Annotated in this window: 20 protein-coding genes; 15 read left to right on the top strand and 5 right to left on the bottom strand. The window is 38.8% G+C overall.

Translation table 11 applies throughout. The annotated features are described in order from the left end of the window. Positions 1–252: 252 nt before the first annotated feature. The 8 genes from MMY79_RS10315 (at position 253) to MMY79_RS10280 (ending at position 7,657) form a co-directional block, all read left to right on the top strand. Positions 253–558 (top strand): YcgL domain-containing protein, encoded by a 306-nt coding sequence (locus MMY79_RS10315; RefSeq protein WP_289781475.1) that lies wholly within the window; start codon positions 253–255, stop codon positions 556–558. Next, positions 551–937, top strand: coding sequence for a hypothetical protein (locus MMY79_RS10310; RefSeq protein WP_252608218.1), 387 nt, complete (start codon positions 551–553; stop codon positions 935–937). The genes MMY79_RS10315 and MMY79_RS10310 overlap by 8 nt, the downstream gene beginning before the upstream one ends. A 29-nt stretch (positions 938–966) precedes the next feature. Then, positions 967–1,818, top strand: coding sequence for a MoxR family ATPase (locus tag MMY79_RS10305; protein ID WP_252608216.1), 852 nt, complete (start codon positions 967–969; stop codon positions 1,816–1,818). A 15-nt stretch (positions 1,819–1,833) separates the two neighbouring features. Beyond that, positions 1,834–3,021, top strand: coding sequence for a VWA domain-containing protein (locus MMY79_RS10300; RefSeq protein WP_252608214.1), 1,188 nt, complete (start codon positions 1,834–1,836; stop codon positions 3,019–3,021). Between the two features lie 37 nt (positions 3,022–3,058). After that, the gene (gene trpB, locus MMY79_RS10295; RefSeq protein ID WP_252608212.1) at positions 3,059–4,264 is read left to right on the top strand and encodes a tryptophan synthase subunit beta; all 1,206 of its coding nucleotides are present in this window, start codon (positions 3,059–3,061) and stop codon (positions 4,262–4,264) included. Positions 4,265–4,490: 226 nt separating this feature from the next. Continuing rightward, on the top strand, positions 4,491–5,495 hold the full coding sequence (prmB, locus tag MMY79_RS10290; RefSeq protein WP_252608210.1) for a 50S ribosomal protein L3 N(5)-glutamine methyltransferase: 1,005 nt from the start codon (positions 4,491–4,493) through the stop codon (positions 5,493–5,495). Between the two features lie 12 nt (positions 5,496–5,507). Then, the gene (gene aroC / locus MMY79_RS10285) at positions 5,508–6,599 is read left to right on the top strand and encodes a chorismate synthase (protein ID WP_252608209.1); all 1,092 of its coding nucleotides are present in this window, start codon (positions 5,508–5,510) and stop codon (positions 6,597–6,599) included. 332 nt (positions 6,600–6,931) lie between these two features. Beyond that, positions 6,932–7,657: a hypothetical protein gene (locus tag MMY79_RS10280; protein ID WP_252608207.1), complete on the top strand. Its 726-nt coding sequence runs from the start codon at positions 6,932–6,934 to the stop codon at positions 7,655–7,657. 300 nt (positions 7,658–7,957) lie between these two features. Here MMY79_RS10280 and MMY79_RS10275 read toward each other — a convergent pair whose 3' ends face one another. Next, entirely contained in the window at positions 7,958–9,187 is a 1,230-nt protein-coding gene (locus MMY79_RS10275) for a GGDEF domain-containing protein (protein WP_252608205.1), read from the bottom strand. Between the two features lie 320 nt (positions 9,188–9,507). On the opposite strand from MMY79_RS10275, the gene MMY79_RS10270 reads away from it, so the two are divergent. After that, positions 9,508–10,260, top strand: a complete 753-nt coding sequence (locus MMY79_RS10270) for an iron-containing redox enzyme family protein (protein WP_252608203.1) — start codon at positions 9,508–9,510, stop codon at positions 10,258–10,260. A gap of 50 nt (positions 10,261–10,310) precedes the next feature. Here MMY79_RS10270 and MMY79_RS10265 read toward each other — a convergent pair whose 3' ends face one another. Together MMY79_RS10265 and lipA are read right to left on the bottom strand one after the other, a co-directional pair. Further along, a complete protein-coding gene (locus MMY79_RS10265) occupies positions 10,311–11,450 on the bottom strand; it encodes a transcriptional regulator (RefSeq protein WP_252608201.1) in 1,140 nt (379 codons plus the stop codon). 156 nt (positions 11,451–11,606) lie between these two features. Continuing rightward, positions 11,607–12,593, bottom strand: coding sequence for a lipoyl synthase (lipA, locus tag MMY79_RS10260; protein WP_252608199.1), 987 nt, complete (start codon positions 12,591–12,593; stop codon positions 11,607–11,609). 360 nt (positions 12,594–12,953) lie between these two features. On the opposite strand from lipA, the gene MMY79_RS10255 reads away from it, so the two are divergent. From MMY79_RS10255 to MMY79_RS10230, 6 genes are read left to right on the top strand one after another with little or no spacing between them, the layout of a single operon-like run. Next, the gene (locus tag MMY79_RS10255; RefSeq protein ID WP_252608197.1) at positions 12,954–13,916 is read left to right on the top strand and encodes a thiamine pyrophosphate-dependent dehydrogenase E1 component subunit alpha; all 963 of its coding nucleotides are present in this window, start codon (positions 12,954–12,956) and stop codon (positions 13,914–13,916) included. A gap of 13 nt (positions 13,917–13,929) precedes the next feature. Next, a complete protein-coding gene (locus MMY79_RS10250; RefSeq protein WP_005304999.1) occupies positions 13,930–14,949 on the top strand; it encodes an alpha-ketoacid dehydrogenase subunit beta in 1,020 nt (339 codons plus the stop codon). Position 14,950: 1 nt separating this feature from the next. Continuing rightward, on the top strand, positions 14,951–16,483 hold the full coding sequence (locus MMY79_RS10245; RefSeq protein ID WP_252608194.1) for a 2-oxo acid dehydrogenase subunit E2: 1,533 nt from the start codon (positions 14,951–14,953) through the stop codon (positions 16,481–16,483). 10 nt (positions 16,484–16,493) lie between these two features. Next, positions 16,494–17,897 (top strand): dihydrolipoyl dehydrogenase, encoded by a 1,404-nt coding sequence (gene lpdA / locus MMY79_RS10240; RefSeq protein ID WP_252608192.1) that lies wholly within the window; start codon positions 16,494–16,496, stop codon positions 17,895–17,897. A gap of 26 nt (positions 17,898–17,923) precedes the next feature. After that, entirely contained in the window at positions 17,924–18,709 is a 786-nt protein-coding gene (locus MMY79_RS10235; protein ID WP_252608190.1) for an acetoin reductase, read from the top strand. A gap of 29 nt (positions 18,710–18,738) precedes the next feature. Beyond that, positions 18,739–19,797: a 2,3-butanediol dehydrogenase gene (locus MMY79_RS10230; RefSeq protein ID WP_252608188.1), complete on the top strand. Its 1,059-nt coding sequence runs from the start codon at positions 18,739–18,741 to the stop codon at positions 19,795–19,797. Positions 19,798–19,844: 47 nt separating this feature from the next. On the opposite strand, the gene MMY79_RS10225 is transcribed toward MMY79_RS10230, so the two are convergent. Together MMY79_RS10225 and MMY79_RS10220 are read right to left on the bottom strand one after the other, a co-directional pair. Next, positions 19,845–20,756, bottom strand: a complete 912-nt coding sequence (locus MMY79_RS10225) for a bestrophin family protein (protein WP_126646254.1) — start codon at positions 20,754–20,756, stop codon at positions 19,845–19,847. 69 nt (positions 20,757–20,825) lie between these two features. Then, complete coding sequence (locus tag MMY79_RS10220; RefSeq protein WP_252608186.1) at positions 20,826–22,094, bottom strand: sigma-54 dependent transcriptional regulator; 1,269 nt, start codon at positions 22,092–22,094, stop codon at positions 20,826–20,828. Between the last annotated feature and the right edge of the window lie 115 nt (positions 22,095–22,209).

Genomic DNA, 22,209 nt, shown 5'->3' with positions numbered 1-22,209 from the left:
TTTTTTCTTTTTTCCTAAAAATTGTTTTTATTTTATTGAAGTTAAAAACTATATTTAATGTTTAAAATCAAATGTTTGTCAATTTACTGTGGTACCCAGCTTTTATCTGGAACAAAGTTATTATCGACCTTAATCAATGTTGTAGGTTAATATTTCCCAAGAATTAAAAAAACGACTGATGCGTAAACAAACCTGCGTGTGTGAGTCGTTTTTTTTCATGTATGCTGTCCTTAGTTCAAGAGTTGATTTGAAATGCACTGTGATATTTATAGATCGAGCAAAAAAGATGAAATGTACATGTATATTGCTCGTCCAAACTATCCTGACGATACGGAACAAGCTGATCCGTTTGAAAATATTCCTGAAGCTGTTGTACAAGCGTTTGGTCGTGCAACGTTTGTCATGCATTTAGAATTAGCTCCAACACGTAAATTGGCGCGTGCTAATGTTTTACATGTTTTAGACTCATTACAAACAAAAGGTTTCTTTATTCAGATGCCGCCAGAAGGGTTAATTAACCCAAATGCGGTTGAACCAGAGGGCTTACGTGGTGCGTGAAGATCAAACTGGAATAATGAATCAATTATTCTCTTTTTTGGATGTTGTTCCTGAAGGTGTTATTGCTTTAACAGCTTATGGAATAGGCGCTATTATTGCTTTATGGTGTTGGTGGCGATTAATGCGTCGCCTTCCTACAACTTTTGGTGCAATTAGTTGGCTTATTGTCTTTGCTATTTTAGTTACACCAACAGTGTCTGAAGGACCGAATGCATCGGTAGCACCGGCTATTTTTGGACTACTATTTGGTGTTTTAACCAAAGATAGCCCTCTAATTTGGTCAAATTTATCTTTAATTCTGTTTGTAGTTGGTCTAGGTTTGGTGATTGGATATTGTTGGTCAAAATATTCAACGAACAAAAGCATGCGTTCCATCTAACCATTGAAATAGAAAAATAAGGTCTTTACATGTCTGCTGATACCCAACATTTTACTGGTACAGATCAATATATCGCGACTGATAGTCTTAAGCTCGCTGTAAAAGCAGCTCGTGCTTTACAAAAGCCTTTACTCATTAAGGGTGAACCTGGCACGGGTAAAACTTTACTTGCTGAACAGGTAGCACAAAGTTTAGGTTTAAAACTGATCACTTGGCATATCAAATCGACAACCAAAGCGCAGCAAGGGTTGTATGAATATGATGCGGTTTCTCGTTTAAGAGACAGCCAGTTAGGTGATGATCGAGTTTACGATATTAAGAACTATATTAAACCCGGTAAATTGTGGGAAGCTTTCACGAGTGAAGAGCGTTGTGTTTTGTTAATTGATGAAATTGACAAAGCCGATATTGAGTTTCCAAATGACTTGCTGCATGAACTCGATAAAATGTCTTTTTATGTTTATGAAACCAATGAAACCATTACGGCAACACAACGCCCAATTGTAATTATTACTTCGAATAATGAAAAAGAATTACCAGATGCTTTCTTGCGTCGTTGTTTCTTTCATTACATTGAGTTTCCAGATGAAACTACAATGCGAGAAATCATTGCGGTTCATTTCCCAAATATTTCTGCAACATTAGTAAACGAAGCTTTACAGGTTTTCTTTAAATTACGTGAAATTCCTAATTTGAAGAAACCACCATCAACCTCAGAGTTAATTGATTGGCTAAGCTTGCTCATGGCAGATGATATGCCAGAAGATGTATTACGCAATCGAGATACATCTAAAGCTATTCCACCTTTATATGGTGCGCTGATCAAAAACGAGCAGGATGTACAACTCCTCGAACGTTTGGCTTTCATGTCTCGACGTTAAAGGAGGGAATAACCCATGTTTGTGCGGTTATTTTACACCTTACGTAAATACGGTGTTCCAGTTACAACTCGTGAGCTTATTGACTTAAACCGTGCAGTAAGTGAAGGTTTAGTTTTTGCCGATCAAGAAGAGTTCTATCAACTTGCTAAAACAATTTTAGTTAAAGATGAGCGCTTTTTTGACAAGTTCGATCGTTCCATGAAAGACTACTTTGACGGCATTGAAACCTTTGATCTGGATGAGTTACTCAAACAAGTTCATAAGTTACCAAAAGACTGGTTTGATTTAGAACTTCTAGAGAAGCATTTAACTCCTGAACAACGAGCAGAACTCCAAAAAGCAGGTTCCTTAGAAGAACTGATGAAAATGTTGGAAGAGCGGTTACGCGAACAGCATAAAAAACATCAGGGTGGTAACCGCATGGTGGGTACTGGAGGCACTTCACCTTTTGGAGCCTTTGGAGATCATCCAGAAGGCGTCAGAATTGGTGGACCAGGGCGTAAACGTTCGGCAGTTAAAGTCTGGGAACAACGTAAATACCAAAATCTGGATGACGACCAAGTCCTTGGTACTCGTCAGATGCAAATTGCTTTGCGCCGTTTGCGAAAATTTGCGCGCCAAGGTGCAGCTGAAGAGTTGGATGTTGACGGTACAATCCGTGAAACAGCCAAGCAAGGTATTTTAGATGTTCAAATGGTACCTGAGCGTCGAAATCGAATAAAAGTACTGATGTTGTTTGATGTGGGTGGTTCGATGGATGCTCACATTGCTCAATGCGAAAAACTGTTTAGTGCTGCTAAAAGTGAGTTTAAGACACTCGAATACTTCTATTTCCATAATTGTCTCTATGATTATGTCTGGAAAGATAACTACCGAAGAACAGCAACCCGCATGAACACATGGGATCTGTTTCACACCTATGGACGCGACTATCGTGTAATTGTAGTGGGTGATGCCAGTATGGCACCGTATGAGCTGAAATCGGTGGGTGGCTCGGTTGAATACATGAATGATGAAACAGGTGAAGTTTGGTTACGTCGCCTACGTCAGCATTTTGATAAAACAGCATGGTTAAACCCTGAAACAGAAGGGTATTGGCATTACACTCAGACCATTGGTTGGATTAAAGAGATTTTTGAAAATCATATGTATCCAATGACGCTAAAAGGCATTGAGGATTTGACGCGTTACCTTTCTCGATAAGCTTAATAACTTTAATAATTTAAAAAAGAGGGATGATATGCAACATCAAATTAACGGTATTGCTTTGCCGAATGAACAAGGATTTTTTGGTGAATATGGTGGACAATTTATTCCTCCACATTTAAAAGAAGCAATGGATGAAATTAATGTTGCTTATGAAGAAATTCGCCATACAGCTGAATTTCAAAATGAATTATCAGACCTCTTTACAAATTATGTAGGCCGTCCAAGTCCTTTATTTTATGCGAAGCGTTTATCTGAACAGTTAGGTGGTGCACAAATTTATTTAAAGCGTGAAGATTTGAACCACACAGGTGCTCACAAAATTAATCACTGTTTAGGTGAAGCTTTACTTGCTAAATATATGGGGAAAAAGAAAGTTATTGCTGAAACAGGTGCTGGTCAGCATGGGGTCGCTTTGGCAACTGCTTGTGCATTAGTGGGAATTCCGTGTGAAATTCACATGGGGCAAGTCGATATTGAAAAAGAACATCCAAATGTAGTCAAAATGAAAATTTTGGGTGCTCATTTGGTGGCGGTAACACGTGGTACAGCAACATTAAAAGATGCTGTAGATAGTGCATTTGAAGAATATTTAAAAGACCCAAAAAACTTTATATATGCCATTGGTTCTGTTGTGGGACCACATCCATTTCCTAAAATGGTTCGCGATTTTCAATCTATTATTGGTAATGAAATTAAAGATCAAACGCATCAACGATTTGGAAAAAGCCCTGATTATGTAGTGGCATGTGTAGGTGGTGGTTCAAATGCAATAGGCGCATTTACTGCATTTTTAAATGATCCAGATGTAAAACTTGTTGGGGTTGAACCGGCTGGACATGGTTTAGACACTAATATGCATTCAGCGACGCTAACTTTAGGTAAGCCAAGTCAAATTCACGGTATGGCGTGTTATGTTCTTGAGAATGAGGCTGGTGAACCTTTACCTGTGCATTCTATTGCTTCAGGGCTAGACTATCCGGGTGTTGGGCCACAACATAGTTTCTTAAAAGATTTAGGACGTGTTGAATATAGCACTGCAACTGACCAAGAGTGTTTAGATGCTTTTATGACACTTTCTCGTGTTGAGGGTATTGTTCCTGCGCTTGAAAGCTCACACGCTGTCGCATGGGCAATTCGTGAAGCTCCCCAATTAGCAAAAGAAACCATGATTGTAGTGAATCTATCAGGTCGTGGAGATAAAGACTCTGATTATGTTGCCGAAAAGCTTAAGCTTTAAAACGAATTAAACTTTAAGAACAGCCCTCCATTTAAGGGCTGTTTTTTGTTTTGAACATCTAAATTAAATTTCATTATTTTATAATTAAAACAAAGTATTCTGATTTTAACGTGTGATTGTTCGAGATAGGCCTGTAAAACTCCGGTTCATAGGGCAAAGCGTTGCTTTGCTGTACCTCACTCAGTAGAATAGTCACTTTGCAAAATTTGCCTTTGGAGACGCCTAAGTGGAGCGACCGACGATTAGCCCTGAAAATTTACAGGAAGCGGCTGAAAATTTATCAACAATTCGAGATTTCATTCGTTTTGGGGTATCAGCATTACGTCAACATGATGCACATTTAGGACAAGGTACTGAAGATTATTTTGCAGAAAGCTCTGCATTAGTTTTACAAACCTTATCTCTTGAATGGTCAGCAGACGCAGAAATTCTAGATGCGAAGTTATTACCAAGTGAGAAAGCAGAATTTTTAAGCTTATTGGAACGTCGTATTAATGACCGTATTCCAACATCTTATTTATTAAACCTTGCTTATTTCTTTAATAAGCCATTCTATGTAGATGAGCGTGTACTCATTCCACGTTCACCAATTGCAGAATTAATTGAGCAACGTTTTGCACCATATTGTTTAGATGAAAATGGGCAAATGCGCGAAGCCCTCAATAATTTGCCAGAAAATGCAAAGCCTAAAACTCCACACCGTATTTTAGATATGTGTACAGGTTCTGGATGTATTGCGGTTGCTTTGGCTTATGCATATCCAGACGCTGAAATAGACGCAACTGACATCTCTAAAGAAGCGTTAGAAGTTGCTTCAATTAATACTGAACACCACAATAAGCAATATCAAGTTGCATTGCTTGAATCAGATCTATTTGCCAAGATTCCAGCTGAAAATCAGTATGATTTGATTGTAAGTAATCCGCCGTACGTTGATGCTGAAGATATGGCTGACTTACCAGAAGAATTTTTACATGAACCTGAACTTGCATTGGCAGCAGGCCAAGATGGTTTAGACTTAGTTCGTAAAATGCTTGCAGAAGCGGCAGATTATTTAACTGAAGATGGCCTAATTGTCATTGAAGTAGGTAATTCTGAATGGTCAATGCGTCAAAACTTTAATACGATTGATTTCAACTGGCTCACTTTCCAAAAAGGCGGTTCAGGTATTTTTGCTTTGACTGCTGAACAATGTCGCCGTTATAGAAAACTATTTGAAGAGCAAATATAAGGAGTTGGGTATATGGCAGGGAACACTATTGGGCAACTCTTTCGTGTAACCACTTGTGGTGAGTCTCATGGCGTTGGCTTAATGGCAATTGTGGATGGTGTGCCACCAGGCCTTGAGCTGTCTGAAGAAGACTTGCAAAAAGATCTTGACCGTCGTAAACCAGGTACTTCTAAGTTTGCGACTCAACGTAAAGAGCCTGATCAAGTTAAAATTATTTCAGGTGTTTTTGAAGGCAAAACGACAGGCACGCCAATTGGTTTATTGATTGAGAATACTGATCAGAAATCAAAAGATTACGGCAATATTGCCCAAACTTTTAGACCTGGCCATGCCGACTATACATATACGCAAAAATACGGTTTTCGTGACTATCGTGGCGGTGGCCGTTCAAGTGCTCGTGAAACTGCTATGCGTGTTGCAGCGGGTGCAATTGCTAAAAAATATTTAGCAGAAAAATTTGGCGTCTTGATTCGTGGACACGTTACTCAAATTGGCAATGAAGTTGCCGAAAAACTGGATTGGAATGAAGTTCCGAATAATCCATTTTTCTGTGGTGACGTAGATGCTGTTTCACGTTTTGAAGCTTTGGTGACTTCTTTACGTGAACAAGGAACAAGCTGCGGTGCTAAGCTAGAAATTGTAGCTGAAAAAGTTCCTGTAGGCTGGGGTGAACCTGTTTTTGATCGTTTAGATGCTGACATTGCTCATGCGATGATGAGCATTAATGCGGTTAAAGGTGTAGAAATTGGTGATGGTTTTGCAGTTGCTGGACAATTTGGTCATGAAACACGTGATGAATTGACCAGTAATGGCTTTTTAGCGAATCATGCTGGTGGGATTTTGGGCGGTATCTCAAGTGGTCAGTCTATTCGAGTTGCTATTGCACTAAAACCAACAGCAAGCATTACGACACCAGGTAAAACAATTAATTTAAATCGCGAAGATACCGATGTGTTGACTAAAGGCCGTCATGATCCATGTGTAGGTGTACGTGCAACACCGATTGCAGAAGCAATGCTAGCGATTGTTTTAATGGATCATTTTTTACGTCATCGTGCTCAAAATGCGGATGTTATTCCGCCATTTGCTCCAATTGAACCTTAATCATATTTTTGATTATAGTACTTAAAACCCCGTATTTAATTTAAATATGGGGTTTTAAGTTTTTATTATACTGAAGTTTGATTAAATTTTAAATTATTGTCTTGTCTTATAATATTTATATAAATATAATATTCTGCGATTTATTTTGAGTATATTCATCTGTAGATATTGGCAATTAAATATTGTTAATTTTACTGCACCCAAATATTTATATTTATCTGTTAAAGGTAATTTTACTCAAATTGCCTTTATATAAGTTTATTACATATTTAATTTTTTATTACTTTAAACAAATAATTTTTAAAGTCATCATTGAAATTGGGGAAATATCAATGAATCAGTGCACATATAGAGTTGGCTGTATGTCAAAGGATAGGCTGTTGCCTAAAAATCTAGAGGCAATGATAAAAGTTATTCATGATTTATCTTTGTCATCTCATCTTTTAGGGAATTGGACATATAGTGATGAAAATCCAGATATACATATTATTGATTTAGATAGCGGTTATACGAACATACTTATTCCTAAAAAAATTAAGATCGTATTAAGTAATAATCCTGAGCTTTTAAAAGGGTATCAGTATGGTTTGAAGAGGCCATTAAGATATCAGGAGCTTCTCAATATTTTACAAGATATTGAGAAGAACGAATATTTCAAAACAAGTCATCAGGAACGTATAATAAGTAACGAGAATAAAGTGTCTAAAGAAAATTTAGAGACAAAAATTATTTATAAGCTTGTTTGTTATCCAGACTTTAAAAATATTCATGCAGAGCAGATTGTTAATGTCACTAGAGTTTGTGCTTTATTGTCTATTGAGTCAAAAACAGCCCAAGAAATTAAGAGATTTTTAAATTTATCTATTGATGAAATCCAAAAAATTATAGAAATAATAAAAAAAGAAGCTTATCCAAATTATGAAACAATACATGAGAATATTGTTTCGATGTTACCATTTTCCGCTGAATCCATTTCTACTGTACCGCAAAGAATAGAACAAAATTCATTATTCTATTTTTTAATTAAATTTTGGAAGAAGCTGAAAGGTGGGTTCTAATAAAGTGGAATTTTTCTATATTATACTGACTAAATCCTGTAATTCTTATTATCTAAAAATAGGATATTAATGTGTGGAAGGTCGCTGAATTTATTAAGTTTATATAAGTTGTTTTTAACGATTGGTTTAAACTTAAATAAAATTGGTCTTTTATACTATTGCTTCTAAATTATATTTTAGCTTTACCACGGATGGAAAAGCTAATTGTATATGTCTATTCATTTTAATTGAAAAAGGAGCTATAAAAAGCTAAGAGAGATAATCGTTGGTCAAAATTCATTTTGAACAGAAGTCTGACTTTTAAGTTAAATCTACAATTTGTTCTTCGTTTACAGCAATCTTATATTGATTACGCCCATTCGTTTTTGCTTTATACAAAGCATGGTCAGCACGCGCTACAAAAGCCGAAATTGAATCGTTTAGACGTGGAATGGTGGTTGCGACTCCAACACTAATGGTGACATGTGGTGAAACATCACTACATGGGTGCTTAATTGCAATTTTATCAATCGCACTCATTAAACGTTCAACTTGGATCAAAGCTTGCTGTGCATTTGTCATTGGGAATAACAATAAAAATTCTTCGCCGCCATAACGAGCCACTAAATCACCACTACGAGCAGCAATAGAAGAAATAGCAATTGCGATTTCTTTTAAGCACTCATCACCTTTTAGATGCCCTAACGTGTCATTGTAAGATTTAAAGTAATCAATATCGACCATCATGATGGTCAGGGGCGTTTCGTGTCGTAAAGCACGTCGCCATTCATTATCTAGTGTTTCATCCAAATAGCGTCGATTGGCTAAGCCTGTAAGTGCATCTTGCTGGGAAAGTAAAGATAATTGCTGTGCTTGCTGCATCAGTTCAATACGATTCAGCTCAATCATACAGTTTTGTAAGTAGTTTTCTCGATGTTGGCGGTCAGTTGCATAGGCAAGGGTCATTCCCAAAAAACTACTGAAGGTATAAGTCCGGTTCAGGAAGGTCCAGTCGATCACTCCATTTAAGTAATTGGTTGCCAAAATTCCAACAAGTCCTCCGACCCATCCAGCAAATATGGCGGTATAAAAACGCATACCTACTGCACCATAGATAATCACAATCGCATACATCATCGCTGCATGAAAAAGAACATTATCTTGGCCATTTTCAATGACGTTAATTAAAATAAAAGTAATCGCCACAGCTAAAGCTGAACCGACACCTACATAATAATCAAAGTACTGATTTAATTTTTTAATAAACGATAAAATCCACGCAAGAAAAATAATTACACCAACCCAAGAATAATAACTAAACCAGGGTAAAACTTGTTCAGTTGGTAAAACTTGATATATACCAAAGCTTAAAAATATATATAATATTAAAATAATAGGCGCTCTATAGCGGAACTCATAGGCAGCACCGTTTTGGTATTGAAAACGATAAATCGTTTCAAGCTGCTTTGGAAACCATACGAAGTTTAATCCTCGTGTGGTTAATAAATCTATTTGTTCCTGTCCCAATATATTGGAACCCTGCAACTTCATAATTAATGCTCTCTATATTGGAAGTTGTCATAAAATGAGACTTATTTTTGGTAAAGTTCCATCTAAAAATACTGATTATATAATGTGTGATTTATTCAAAATAATAATACAGTTTTTTTAAAAAAGTAATGATTTTTATCTGAGTTAAATGTGATAAAAATCACGACATTTCAATGATTAGCGTAACAATTATCTAAAGAGTCACAATCCATCGAAAAAAGTTACAAATGGTCGATTAACGATTGTATCTTTATCATTTTCGGATAGACTTGTAACGTGAAATACAGATGATTGCTGTCATATAAATAGGAAAATTAGCAATGACTGCTCTAAATCAATATGGAATGCATTTAGAAATTACACCGCATAATGGATGGTCACAGCAGTTCTGGGATGATCTGCTACCAGCGAAAGAACGGGTGAGTAAACATCCGTTTTTTTCGGAAATGGCCAATGGGGGATTGAGCCTAAATAGTTTCCGTTATGCTTTACTTAATTTCTATCCATTAGTCGCGCATTTCCCGTCATATATGGCTGGGGCGTTGGGCAAAGCAACGGGTTTTTCTGAACCTGGTGTTACAGAAGCACGAGATTGGTTAATCCAAAATATTAAGGTAGAAGAGCGACACTTAAAATGGTATCGCGATTGGGCAGGAGGTTTTGGTTTAACTGTAGACCAGCTTGATAGCGTGCGGCCGCCAGCTGCGATGAATGCGGTGAACCATTTTTTATGGAATATGAGTCATCGCGGTAATTTGGCAGAATGCCTCGCTGCAACAAATCTGGCAATTGAATGGGCAACGGGAGATTGGTCCATTCAGGTCTATAAAGGTATTCATACTTATACTGATCATCCTGAAGTAATGATCGATAAGCGTTCTTTGGCTTGGTTACGTGCGCATGCTCACTATGATGATCTTCACCCTTATGAAGCCATGGAGCTGATTAAGCGCTTATGTAATGATCGTCCAGATTGGCAGCAAAAAGCATTTCATGCTGCTGAAGAAGGGCTGCGTTATTATGAATTAGCTTTAGACGATTGCTATAAGGTACAGCTTCAAGCCTCTGCTTGATCTCACTTTAGAAAAAGGGAGAATATTGTATAGATATTCTCCCTTTTATTTTATTCGAGTAGTTTTAAAAGTTTAGTTCGATAAGGCGTGTCTTCAGGTAATAATTCAAGCAAACGCTCAACAGCATCTACACGATCTGGTACACGACTGACCACTCGTAATAGTTGATCAACATCTTCAATCTGATAAATCACATGACTCAAGCGAGCATCAAAGCAATCTCTCCATGCACACAAAAATGGACTTTCTGATTTAGCTAAAAAATTTCCCCTATAGAGAGTAAGGGTAGTCGATGTGAAGCCTAGGTTTAATGCTTGCTCTGCCATTAAGAAATCACATTGAATTTCACAGTTAAGTCTATAAGGGCGAGACTCGATGACATCCGGTATTAGGTTTCTGAGTTGAGAAAGTTCCGCTTTTAAAGTTGTGGTACTTACTGGCCGATCGCCATATAAAGCATAGTGAAGCTCTTCAAGGTTAATTCCCTCAGGACAAAGTGTCAGAATGCATAAAATTTCAATCTGACGTTGAGTCAATGTCAGGCTGTGCTGGTTATATTGAACTTTAGGTGTGCCGAAGGCTTTAATATATAAAATATTTTTCTGATGAAGCTGAATTGCTTGCTTCACAATATCAGCACATCTTTCAACAGCTAAAAGACCAAGAGAATTATGCTTTTGATATTTAGTCGATAAATTCATAATCCCATAAAATTGGCCAGTGTGTGAATCGGTAATCGGTGCTGCATAACAGACCCAGTCTCTTACACTATTCATTTGGTTTTCGTGTGAGTAAACGCAGTTAGCTGAATGAGTATTTAATGCTAAACCAATTGCATTTTGTCCCACTGCCTGAGTAGACCACTGACCACCTTCAACAAAGTGGACTTGCTCTGCCGATGAACGCATAGGTGTACTACTCCATGTCCAAAGTAGAGTGCCATGTGGGTCGGTCACACCAATTGCCATATCGGCATCTTCGGCAATATGCATTAGATTCCGATGACACTCGTGAATCGAACGACCAAATAATGAATGTTCCCATTCTTCAGTTAGGTCAAATAACGGAGCCGCATCTAGGTCAACTGGAGGTTTTTTCCCTAATTGTTTCGAGTGAGATGATTTTTCTGGCCGGAATAATGGCGGTGTAGTATCTAAAAAAGGTGATGATAATTGTTTTGACATATCCATATCGAAATTCCTTTATCATTGAAATGGCGTATCCGTAGCCGCTCAACTGTTATAACTTTTTTATTTTGACTATTTCCTCGTTATCTCCTTACCTTAAATACTTTTATGAGTCTTGACCATTAGCCTATTGGATAAGTTTTGTTAATTACATGACCATTAAGATAAGACATCTTGTCGACTAAAAGGCTTGGGTACAGATTCTCCAAAATATTGTCGATCAGCAAAATAGCTAGAACGAACCATAGGTGCACTCCAAATATTTTTAAAACCTAATCGCTTACCATGTCGTGTGTATCTTTCAAATTCTTGTAAACTTACAAAACGATGAATAGGTGCATGTGATTTTGAAGGCTGTAAGTACTGTCCAATGGTAACAAGGTCTACTTGATAATCTTTTAAGTCATTGAGTAGGGCAAGCACTTCCGCTTCAATTTCTCCTAATCCAACCATTAAACCAGACTTGGTTTTGATATCAGGACAATATGCTTTAAAGCGTTTTAGTAACTCTAGTGAGTGTTGATAGTCTGAGCCTGGGCGCATCGCTTTATATAAACGAGGAACCGTCTCAATATTGTGATTAAAAACATCAGGTGGAGATAAGCTCAAAGTTGAAAGAGCTGTTTCTAAACGACCACGAAAATCTGGTACTAAAATCTCAATCAGTGTTTCTGGGCAGCGTTTTCTGATTTCTTCAATACACTTTACAAAATGTGCAGCACCACCATCGTGTAGATCATCACGGTCTACAGAGGTAATCACGACATATCTTAATTTTAGGTTTGCGACTGTTTCTGCCAGATGCGTAGGTTCATCTTCGTCTAGCGGTTTTGGGCGACCATGAGCGACATCACAAAAAGGGCAACGTCTAGTACAGATATCTCCCATAATCATAAATGTTGCCGTACCTCCACCAAAACATTCGGGTAGATTGGGGCATGCTGCCTCTTCACAAACACTATGTAATTTTTGTTGGCGCAGTAAATTTTTTATGCGTTTGATTTCTTCAAAATCGGTTATTTTTGCTCTAATCCAGTCTGGTTTAGTCGGCAACTCTTCTGTTGGTAAAATTTTAATAGGAATACGAGCGACTTTATCCGCTCCCCGTAATTTAATACCAGTTTTCACTTCTCTCTTAAAATCCATATTATTAATTCCATTTTATTTAAAACTTACTTAAAATCCTGTTTTTTTGAATTTTAGATTTATTTAAACCTTTTTAATAAATCAAAATTAATTCAAGCACAAGATGTGGCTAATATTCTAAAATAATAAAGGTTGGTTAAAGGTTTGTTTTGCAAACCAATGAAAATAATAAAATTTTTTTTAATTATTTTTTGCTGGTTAAGTTTTTGAAATTAGTGATTTAATCGGAATTATTTTAAATAAAAACTTTTTAGTCTAATAGATCAAATATTAAATTTGAGTTTAATTAATTATAGCGAATTAGATTTTCGCTTGAAACTTGGTTGAATTTTTAAAATCAAGATAATAAAGGAAAAGGATATGCAATTAACGGAAGAGCAATTACTCGCAGCATATAAAAGCATGCGTGATATTCGTGAATTTGAGGATCGACTTCACGAAGAAAATACCAATGGTGATATTCCAGGTTTTATTCACTTATATAGCGGCGAAGAGGCTGTAGCAGTCGGAATTTGTGAAAACCTAACCGACAAAGACTATATCACTTCAACACACCGTGGACATGGACACTGTATTGCAAAAGGTTGTGACATTCACGGCATGATGCTGGAAATTTTCGGTAAAGATGATGGGCTGTGCCGTGGAAAAGGCGGCTCTATGCATATTGCCGATTTAGATAAAGGCATGCTTGGTGCTAACGGGATTGTAGGTGGTGGGCCTCCTTTAGCAATTGGTGCAGCACTAACAGCAAAAACCTTAAAAACTGGCGGTGTCGGGCTGTCTTTTACAGGTGATGGTGGTTCAAACCAAGGCCTTACTTTTGAAGCAATGAACATGGCGGTTGTGCTTAAACTTCCTGTGATTTTTGTCTTTGAAAATAACGGCTTTGGCGAAGGTACTGGCCATGATTACGCAGTCGGAAGCAAAGATATTGCTGGTCGTGCAGCAGGTTTTGGTTTACCAGCCGTTAAAGTTGACGGTACCGATTTCTTTGCAGTTTATGAAGCGGCTCAAACTGCCATTGAACGTGCACGCCGTGGCGAAGGTCCAAGTGTTATTGAGACGATTACTAACCGTTTTTATGGACATTTTGAAGGTGACCCAGGCCTCATTCGTTCAAAAGAGGAAGTCGATTTCGTTAAAGAAAATAAAGACCCTTTGAAAATTTTCAGAGAAAAAGTTAAAGGCAAAATTGATGAAGCCAAATTAGATGAGATCGATGTTGTATCTAAGGCAAACGTTGATGATGCAGTTGCTAAAGCTCGCGCTGCGGCATATCCAAAACCAGAACAACTCCTTACCGACGTCTATGTCTCTTACTAAAGGAATAGTAAAGATGCCAAATAAAAGTTTTCGTAATGCAATTAAAGAAGCCATTGAATCAGAAATGCGCCGCGACCCAACAGTTTTTGTTGTTGGTGAAGATGTGCGCGGTGGACATGGTGGTAAAAATACCGAAGATAACGAGCTAGAAGGCTTCGGTGGTGTACTTGGTGTGACCAAAGGCTTATGGACTGAATTTGGTTCAGAACGTGTTATTGATACGCCAATTACCGAGTCTGCAATTATTGGTATGGCTGCTGGTGCTGCTGCAACAGGTTTACGTCCTGTTGCTGATTTAATGTTTATGGATTTCTACGGCGTGTGTCATGACATGCTCTATAACCAAGCTGCTAAATTCCGTTATATGTTCGGTGGAAAAGCAAAAGCGCCAATGGTTGTACGTGGAATGATTGGTGCAGGTTTCTCTGCGGCAGCTCAGCATTCGCAGTCGCCATATAACGTATTTGCTGCGGTTCCGGGCTTAAAAGTTGTGGTTCCATCTAGCCCATACGACGTAAAAGGGCTATTAATTCAGGCTATTCGAGATGACGACCCTGTGGTGTTCTGTGAGCATAAAATGCTCTATGACATTAAAGGTGAAGTTCCAGATGATGCCTATACCATTCCTTTTGGTGTAGCAAATTACACGCGTGAAGGGACAGATGTGACCATTATTGCTTTAGGACTAATGGTACATCGCGCTAATGAAGTAGCAGACAAACTGGCAAAAGATGGCATTTCGGTTGAAGTGGTAGACCCTCGAACAATTTCACCTCTTGATGAAGAAGGAATTTTAGAGTCTGTTGCATCGACTGGGCGTGTGGTTATTGTGGATGAATCAGCGGCACGCTGTGGCTTTGGGCATGATGTTGCTGCACTGGTCGCACAAAAAGGTTTCCACTATTTGAAAGCACCGGTTGAACTCGTCACGCCACCACATACGCCTGTTCCATTCTCTCCAGTTTTAGAAAAAGAATGGATTCCAAGTGTAGAGCGTATTGAGCAAGCTGTGCGAAAAACATTGGAGGCTTAGGATGAGCGAAATTAAAACGCTGGAGATCCCAAAATGGGGATTATCCATGGAAGAAGGCACGATTGCCCAATGGCTGATTAAAGAAGGCGATAGCTTTAATAAGGGCGATGAAATTTGTGAAATTGAAACCACAAAAATCGTCAATGTATTAGAAGCGCCTTTTGCTGGAAAGCTCCGTAAAATTTTAGCAAAAGATGGGGATACTTTACCTGTCGGCGGTCTTATTGCGGTATGTGCTGATAGTGAAATTTCTGATGCAGAAATTGAGCAGTTTATTGCCTCACTAGGTGGTTCAGCAGTTAAGGCCCCTGAAGCACCTTTGGAACAAAGCGCAGTGGCGACATCTGCACCTGTTGTTGAAAAAGCAGAACAACCACAGACTGCAGCAGCTAGTGCTCCAGCTCCTGTAAAGGTAGCTAAGGGTGACTATGCTGTACCAGAGTCATTACAAGGCCAAACATCTGATGAATTGTTTACAACACCGCATGCGTTAAAGCTTGCAGAAAAGCACAATGTGAACTTGGCAAAAGTCACAGGTACGGGGCGTGAAGGACGCATTAGTGTTCAAGACATCCAGAAAGCTGTGCAAGCTGCTGGAGGTCAATGGCCAGATATTAAGCAACAAACTCAAGCTAAAGTGGTTAAATCTACGGCTGATGATAGTCGAATTTCAGCGACACCTGTGGCACGCCGTTTAGCAAAACAATGGGGTATTAATCTAAATGACTGCCGTGTTTCAGGTACTCGTGGTCGTGTCTGTAAAGAAGATGTTGAGGCAGTTTACTATCGTAATAATCCTGCATCGGTAAATGAACAATCTGCTCAATGTGCTGCTCGACCACAATCGACAATCACTACTGTCGCAATGAATGGTATGCGTAAAGCGATTGCTTCACGGTTACAGGCTGCAAAACGTAATGCACCGCATTTCCGCTTAGTGGTCGATCTAAACGTAGAGGCTTTGCAAAATTTACGTAAACAGATTAATGAGACTGTTCCACAAGTCAAACTTTCTATTAATGACATGCTAATTAAAGCAGCGGCAGCAGCACTGATTAAAGTACCTGAGGTGAATGTTCAGTTTGATGAGACGACTCAATCAATTTTACAGTTCTCTCAAGCAGATATTTCGGTAGCTGTAGCGATTCCAAACGGCTTAATTACACCCATTGTAAAAGCCGCAAATCAAAAATCGTTAGCGCAGATTTCTGATGACATGCGTGATTTAGCAACCCGTGCCAAGACTGGCAAGTTACAACCTGATGAATTTCAGGGAGGCAGCTTTAGCATTTCAAATTTAGGAATGTTAGGCATTAAACAGTTCGATGCCATTATTAATCCACCGCAAGGCGCAATTATGGCATTAGGTGCTTCTGAATCTCGCGCTGTTGTCGAAAATGGTAATGTCGTGGTTCGTGAGATTGTTACAGCGACGTTGTCATGCGATCACCGAGTCATTGACGGTGCAGTTGGGGCGAAATTCTTGGCCAGCTTTAAGCAGTTTGTTGAAAACCCTGCTTTAATTTTGGTGTAGGAGAACTCGCATGTCAGAAGCTCAATTTGATTTAATTGTGATTGGCGCGGGACCGGGTGGGTATGTGGCTGCAATTCGTGCAGCCCAGCTCGGGTTAAAAACCGCAATTGTTGAAGAGCAACATTTAGGTGGAATTTGCCTAAATTGGGGCTGTATTCCAACTAAAGCTTTGCTTGCAGGGGCAGAGCTTGCAACCCAGTTTAAACATGCTGGACAGTTTGGTTTTCAGGTATCCCAACTCGATTTTGATATTCAAAAGCTTGTGCAGCATAGCCGACAAGTATCAGCTCAGTTAGTACAAGGCATCGATTACTTGCTGAAGAAGAATCAGGTAACTGTGTTTAATGGTCGTGCTCAGCTGACGGCTAAAGAAAAACTTGAAGTGACCGATGCTCAAGGTAACAGTCAGGCTTTGAGTGCGCCCTACATCATTTTGGCAACCGGAGCTAAAGCTCGACATGTTCCTCAGCTTCCTGTCGATGGAGCATATGTGTGGAGCTATAAAGAAGCGCTTGTTCCAGAGCAGTTACCAAAAAGTTTACTGGTTGTAGGCTCAGGTGCAATTGGTAGTGAGTTTGCCAGCCTTTATCAAGACTTGGGGTGTCAGGTCACACTTATTGATTTAGCCAAGCAGATTTTACCAACAGAAGATGCAGAAGTTGCTCAATTTGTCAGGAAACAGTTTGAACAAAGAGGAATGAAAGTCTTAACCGATGCTGTCGTTCAAAGTATTCAAATTGAAAATGGACAAGTTCACTGTGTAATTGAAACGGCAAATAACGTTCAAACGCTTGTTTTTGACCGTGTGCTTTCAGCAATTGGTGTACAGCCTAATACCGCAGGACTAGGACTAGAAGGTTTAGGTGTAGAACTGAATCCACAAGGTTTTGTGGCAATTGATGACTATTGTAAAACCAATGTAGCAGGGCTTTATGCCATTGGGGATGTTGCTGGAGCACCGTGTCTTGCCCATAAAGCAAGCCATGAAGCCATGATATGTGTCGAGAAAATTGCTGGTGTAGAAAACGTACATTCACTCGATCGTAGCCAGATTCCGGGTTGTATTTTTACACATCCACAAGTAGCGAGTATTGGTTTAACTGAAAACGCAGCAAAAGCTCAGAATCTACCTATACGAATTGGCAAGTTTTCTTTAACCGCAAATGGCAAAGCTTTGGCAATTGGAGATGCATCAGGTTTCGTTAAAACGGTGATACATGCAGAAACGGGTGAATTACTTGGAACACATATGGTCGGCCATGAAGTGACCGAACATATTCAAGGCTTTGCAATTGCTAAATATCTAGAAGCAACTGATGAAAGTTTAGCTCAAGTGATTTTCCCACATCCAACATTATCAGAAGCCATGCATGAATCCATTTTGGCCTCAATGCAACGAGCGATTCATATGTAGAAATTCTACATTTACAGGAGTTGAACATGGTTAAGGGATTAAAAAATAAAGTTGTTTTAGTGACTGGGGCAGCTCAAGGCATTGGCCGTGGGATTGCCCTGCGCTTAGCGCAAGAAGGGGCACACATTGCACTAATCGATATGAAACAAGATCGACTGAACGATGTACAGCAGGAAATTCAGGCTTTAGGTGTAAATGTGAGCACATTTATTGCTGACGTAAGTGACCGCGAGCAAGTGTACGCCGCTATAAATCATGCTGAACAGACCCTTGGTGGGTTTGATGTCATGATTAATAATGCTGGAATTGCACAAGTTCAAGCGATTGCTGATATCACACCAGATGAATTTCAAAAAATTGTTGATATCAATATTGGTGGCGTGCTGTGGGGCATTCAGGCTGCAGCTGCAAAATTTAAGCAACGCCAACATAAAGGTAAAATCATTAATGCTTGCTCAATTGCAGGCCATGATGGGTTTGCTTTACTCGGTATTTACTCGGCAACCAAATTTGCAGTACGTGCACTCACTCAAGCTGCGGCAAAAGAATATGCCAGTCACGGTATTACGGTAAATGGATATTGCCCCGGAATTGTCGGAACAGACATGTGGGTTGACATTGATAAACGTTTTGCTGAAATTACCGGTGCAGCAATCGGTGAAACTTATAAAAAATATGTGGAAGGCATTGCCTTAGGTAGAGCCCAAACACCAGATGATGTAGCGGCATTAGTTGCTTTTCTGGCAAGTGAAGATTCGGACTATATTACAGGTCAATCCATTTTAACGGACGGCGGAATTGTCTATCGCTAAAACAACATCCTGAATTGAGGGAGATAATAATGAAAGCAGCACGTTTTTATGACAGAGGCGATATTCGTATTGAAGATATCCCTGAACCAGAAATCACTCCCGGTACTGTAGGTATTAAGGTGGCTTGGTGTGGAATCTGTGGTACAGATTTGCATGAATTTATGGAAGGGCCAATTTTTATTCCACCATGTGGACATCCACATCCTATTTCAGGTGAATCTGCACCGATTACCATGGGACATGAATTTTCAGGTGTGGTCTATGCCGTAGGTGAAGGTGTTGATGATATTGAAATTGGTCAACATGTGGTGGTAGAACCTTATATTGTGGCGGATGATGTACCGACTGGACCGGGCGATAATTATCATCTTTCCAAAAATATGAACTTTATTGGTTTAGGTGGTCGTGGTGGTGGTTTATCGGAAAAAATTGCGGTTAAACGCCGTTGGGTGCATCCAATTTCCAATAAAATTCCATTAGATCAGGCAGCCTTAATTGAACCGTTATCGGTTGGTCATCATGCTTTTGTACGTAGTGGCGCTAAAGCAGGTAATATTGCTCTGGTTGGCGGTGCAGGACCAATCGGGTTATTGCTTTCAGCAATTTTAAAAGCGAAAGGGCTTAAGGTTATCATTACTGAGCTAAGTGCAAAACGTAAAGAAAAAGCCAAAGAGTCGGGAGTCGCAGATTATATTTTAGATCCGTCAGAAGTAGATGTTGTTTCTGAGGTCATGAAAATTACCAATGGCGATGGTGTCGATGTCGCATTTGAATGTAGTAGCGTTAATAAAGTATTAGATACCTTGGTTGCGGCAGTGAAACCAACAGGCGTTATAGTTATTGTTTCGATTTGGAGCCACCCAGCATCAATTAATGTGCACAGTGTGGTAATGAAAGAGCTTGATGTACGAGGCACCATTGCCTATGTAAATGACCATCAAGAAACCATTAAACTGGTCGAAGAAGGTAAAATAAATCTGGAACCTTTTATTACCCAGCGTATTCAACTTGATGATTTGATTTCACAAGGTTTTGAAACCTTAATTCATAACAATGAGTCAGCAGTTAAAATTATTGTACATCCATAAATAGACAGTTAAGCCTATAAAAAAGAGCGATGATTCGCTCTTTTTTATTAAAGTAAATTGTTATTTTGGGCTTCAATAATAGGGGGTAATGGCTGTCCTAAAGAGCTTAGAGACTCTCGTTCAATTAAACGCACAATAGAATCGAGCGGTAAATCATTTTCTTGCAACCCAAAAGGTTCTTCAATTTGAGCACTTAAGGCATCTAAACCTAAAAACATATAAGCGATTAAGCCGACAATAAGTGGTGTCCAGATGCCTAAAGCTGCTTCAAGGCTAAACGGTAATATGAAACAGAAACAGTAAACAGCACGGTGCAAAAGTACTGAATAAGAGTAGGGCAAAGGCGTACCAGCAATTCGGTCACAACCTGCTTGGATATTGCCTAGTTCAACAATATGGCGATTAAGAGTGCTATAGATAATGTCACTAATTTCACCATCTTTTAGTACTTTAACTAAATCTTTTTGAATATTTTCGAGTACAAACTGAGGCGCATTAATGTGCTCATTTAAATAATTAAGTGAAGAGTTATTTAAATAGGCATGCTCAAGAAATTTGGTTGGTTCAACTGTTTGTTGACGTAAACGATCACGCAATAAATTACTAAAAATTAATACCTGATGAATTAAATGTTCACGTTGTTCATTAGATAAAACATGGCTATCTCTGACGATATGTCTGGCATTGGCAATTAAAGCACCCCAAAGTTTGCGGCCTTCCCACCAACGGTCATAACACGCGTTATTTCTAAAACCTGTACAAATCGAAAGAATCACACCAAAGATAGTAAATCCGATCGCGGGTACAGTAGGAATTTGAATCCAATGATAATAAGAGAGCCAGACTACACATGCTGAAATAAGGACAACAAAACTCAGTGCAGGTAAAACCTTGGGTAAAATTGTTCCTTTCCATGCAAATAATAGTTTAAACACATTGCTTTTATCACGAACAATCATACGAAGCCTTTGAATTAACAGACACAACCAAGTGCAATATGATACGCCTGAGATGAACTAAATACCTCCCTAAAGCTTATGTTTTTGTCTATATCGCCAAAGAGTCGTGCGACTAATTCCAAAAATATTGGCGACCATATTCAAATTGTGATTATATTTTTCTAAAGCTGCTTGTACATTTTCCGGATTAAGTTCCGTATTTGTGTCGGGTAATTTAACGTAATCCTCAGCATTTAAGAGCTCATTCGGTAAGTCTTCAACTTCAATTTCAACCGTACCATTGGCCATGGTTAAAGCATAAAGCAATGTATTTTTAAGCTCACGAACATTCCCCGGCCAGTCATAGTTAAGCAAAATCTGCATAGCTTTTTGATTGACGTGTCGAGGCATTGTGTCGAGTTGGGTTGAGCTTTCTTTTAAAATCTGATCGACAATGAGAGGAATATCGACTTTCCGCTCTCTAAGTGGTGGTATAAAAATTGGAATTACGCGTAAACGATAGAGTAGATCGTGACGGAAACGCCCAGCCTTAGCTTCTTCGCGTAAAGCTTTATGTGTTGCAGTAATAATTCGGACATTGGCCTGAATCGGTTTTTCACCACCGACTGGAGTAAATTCACCTGTTTCTAAAACCCGTAATAATTTAGCTTGAAGCTCTAAGGGAATCTCTGCAATTTCATCCAGAAACAGTGTGCCGCCTGCGGCACGTTCAAACACGCCTTTATGGTCACGAATTGCTCCCGTGAAAGCACCTTTAACATGTCCAAAGAGTTCACTTTCTAAAATATTAGAATTTAGAGCTGCGCAGTTAATCGCTACAAAAATCTTATTTTTACGTTGGCTATAATCATGAATGGCTTGTGCTACAAGTTCTTTACCGCTACCAGATTCGCCACGGACAAGCACTGGAAACTCAGTAATAGCAACTCTTTGAATGATTGAAAACATACGAGCCATTTCTGGTGAGCAACTATTAAAAACCTTGGCTAAATCTTGGAGTTGTTCTGTTAGCTCTGTTTCAGCAAGGTCATTCTCTATGCTAACGGGCTGTAGAATATGCAATTTCCCGATAATGCGATGCTCGGCAATATAAATATCATTTTCCTGATAGATGAATCGCTTTCTCATTTTAGGAGTATTAACTTCGAGATATTGATTGTGATGGTCTTGAGTAAGTGCTGCCATGCTCTCAACAGAAATATCGTCTGTATTAAATTTATAATGAATTGCTTGAGTCGTTGTGTCTGCCAAAAACAGACTCGCATTTGGGAATAAAGCTTTTAATTGCTTAAATAAAATAAAAAAATCTTGTTCTGACTCAAAATTTAACTTTGCCATTTCATGTGTTTCATATTCGTTTCATTGAAACATACTTGAGTTTCAAAGGAACATCAAGCTGAGTTTGTTTTCTAACTCTAATTTTATTTATAATTTTAAGTATTTGATTTTTGTA

It is taken from the genome of Acinetobacter sp. XS-4 (assembly GCF_023920705.1).
In the GTDB taxonomy this organism is placed as follows: Bacteria; Pseudomonadota; Gammaproteobacteria; order Pseudomonadales; family Moraxellaceae; genus Acinetobacter.
This window is presented reverse-complemented; position numbering and strand designations above follow the sequence as displayed.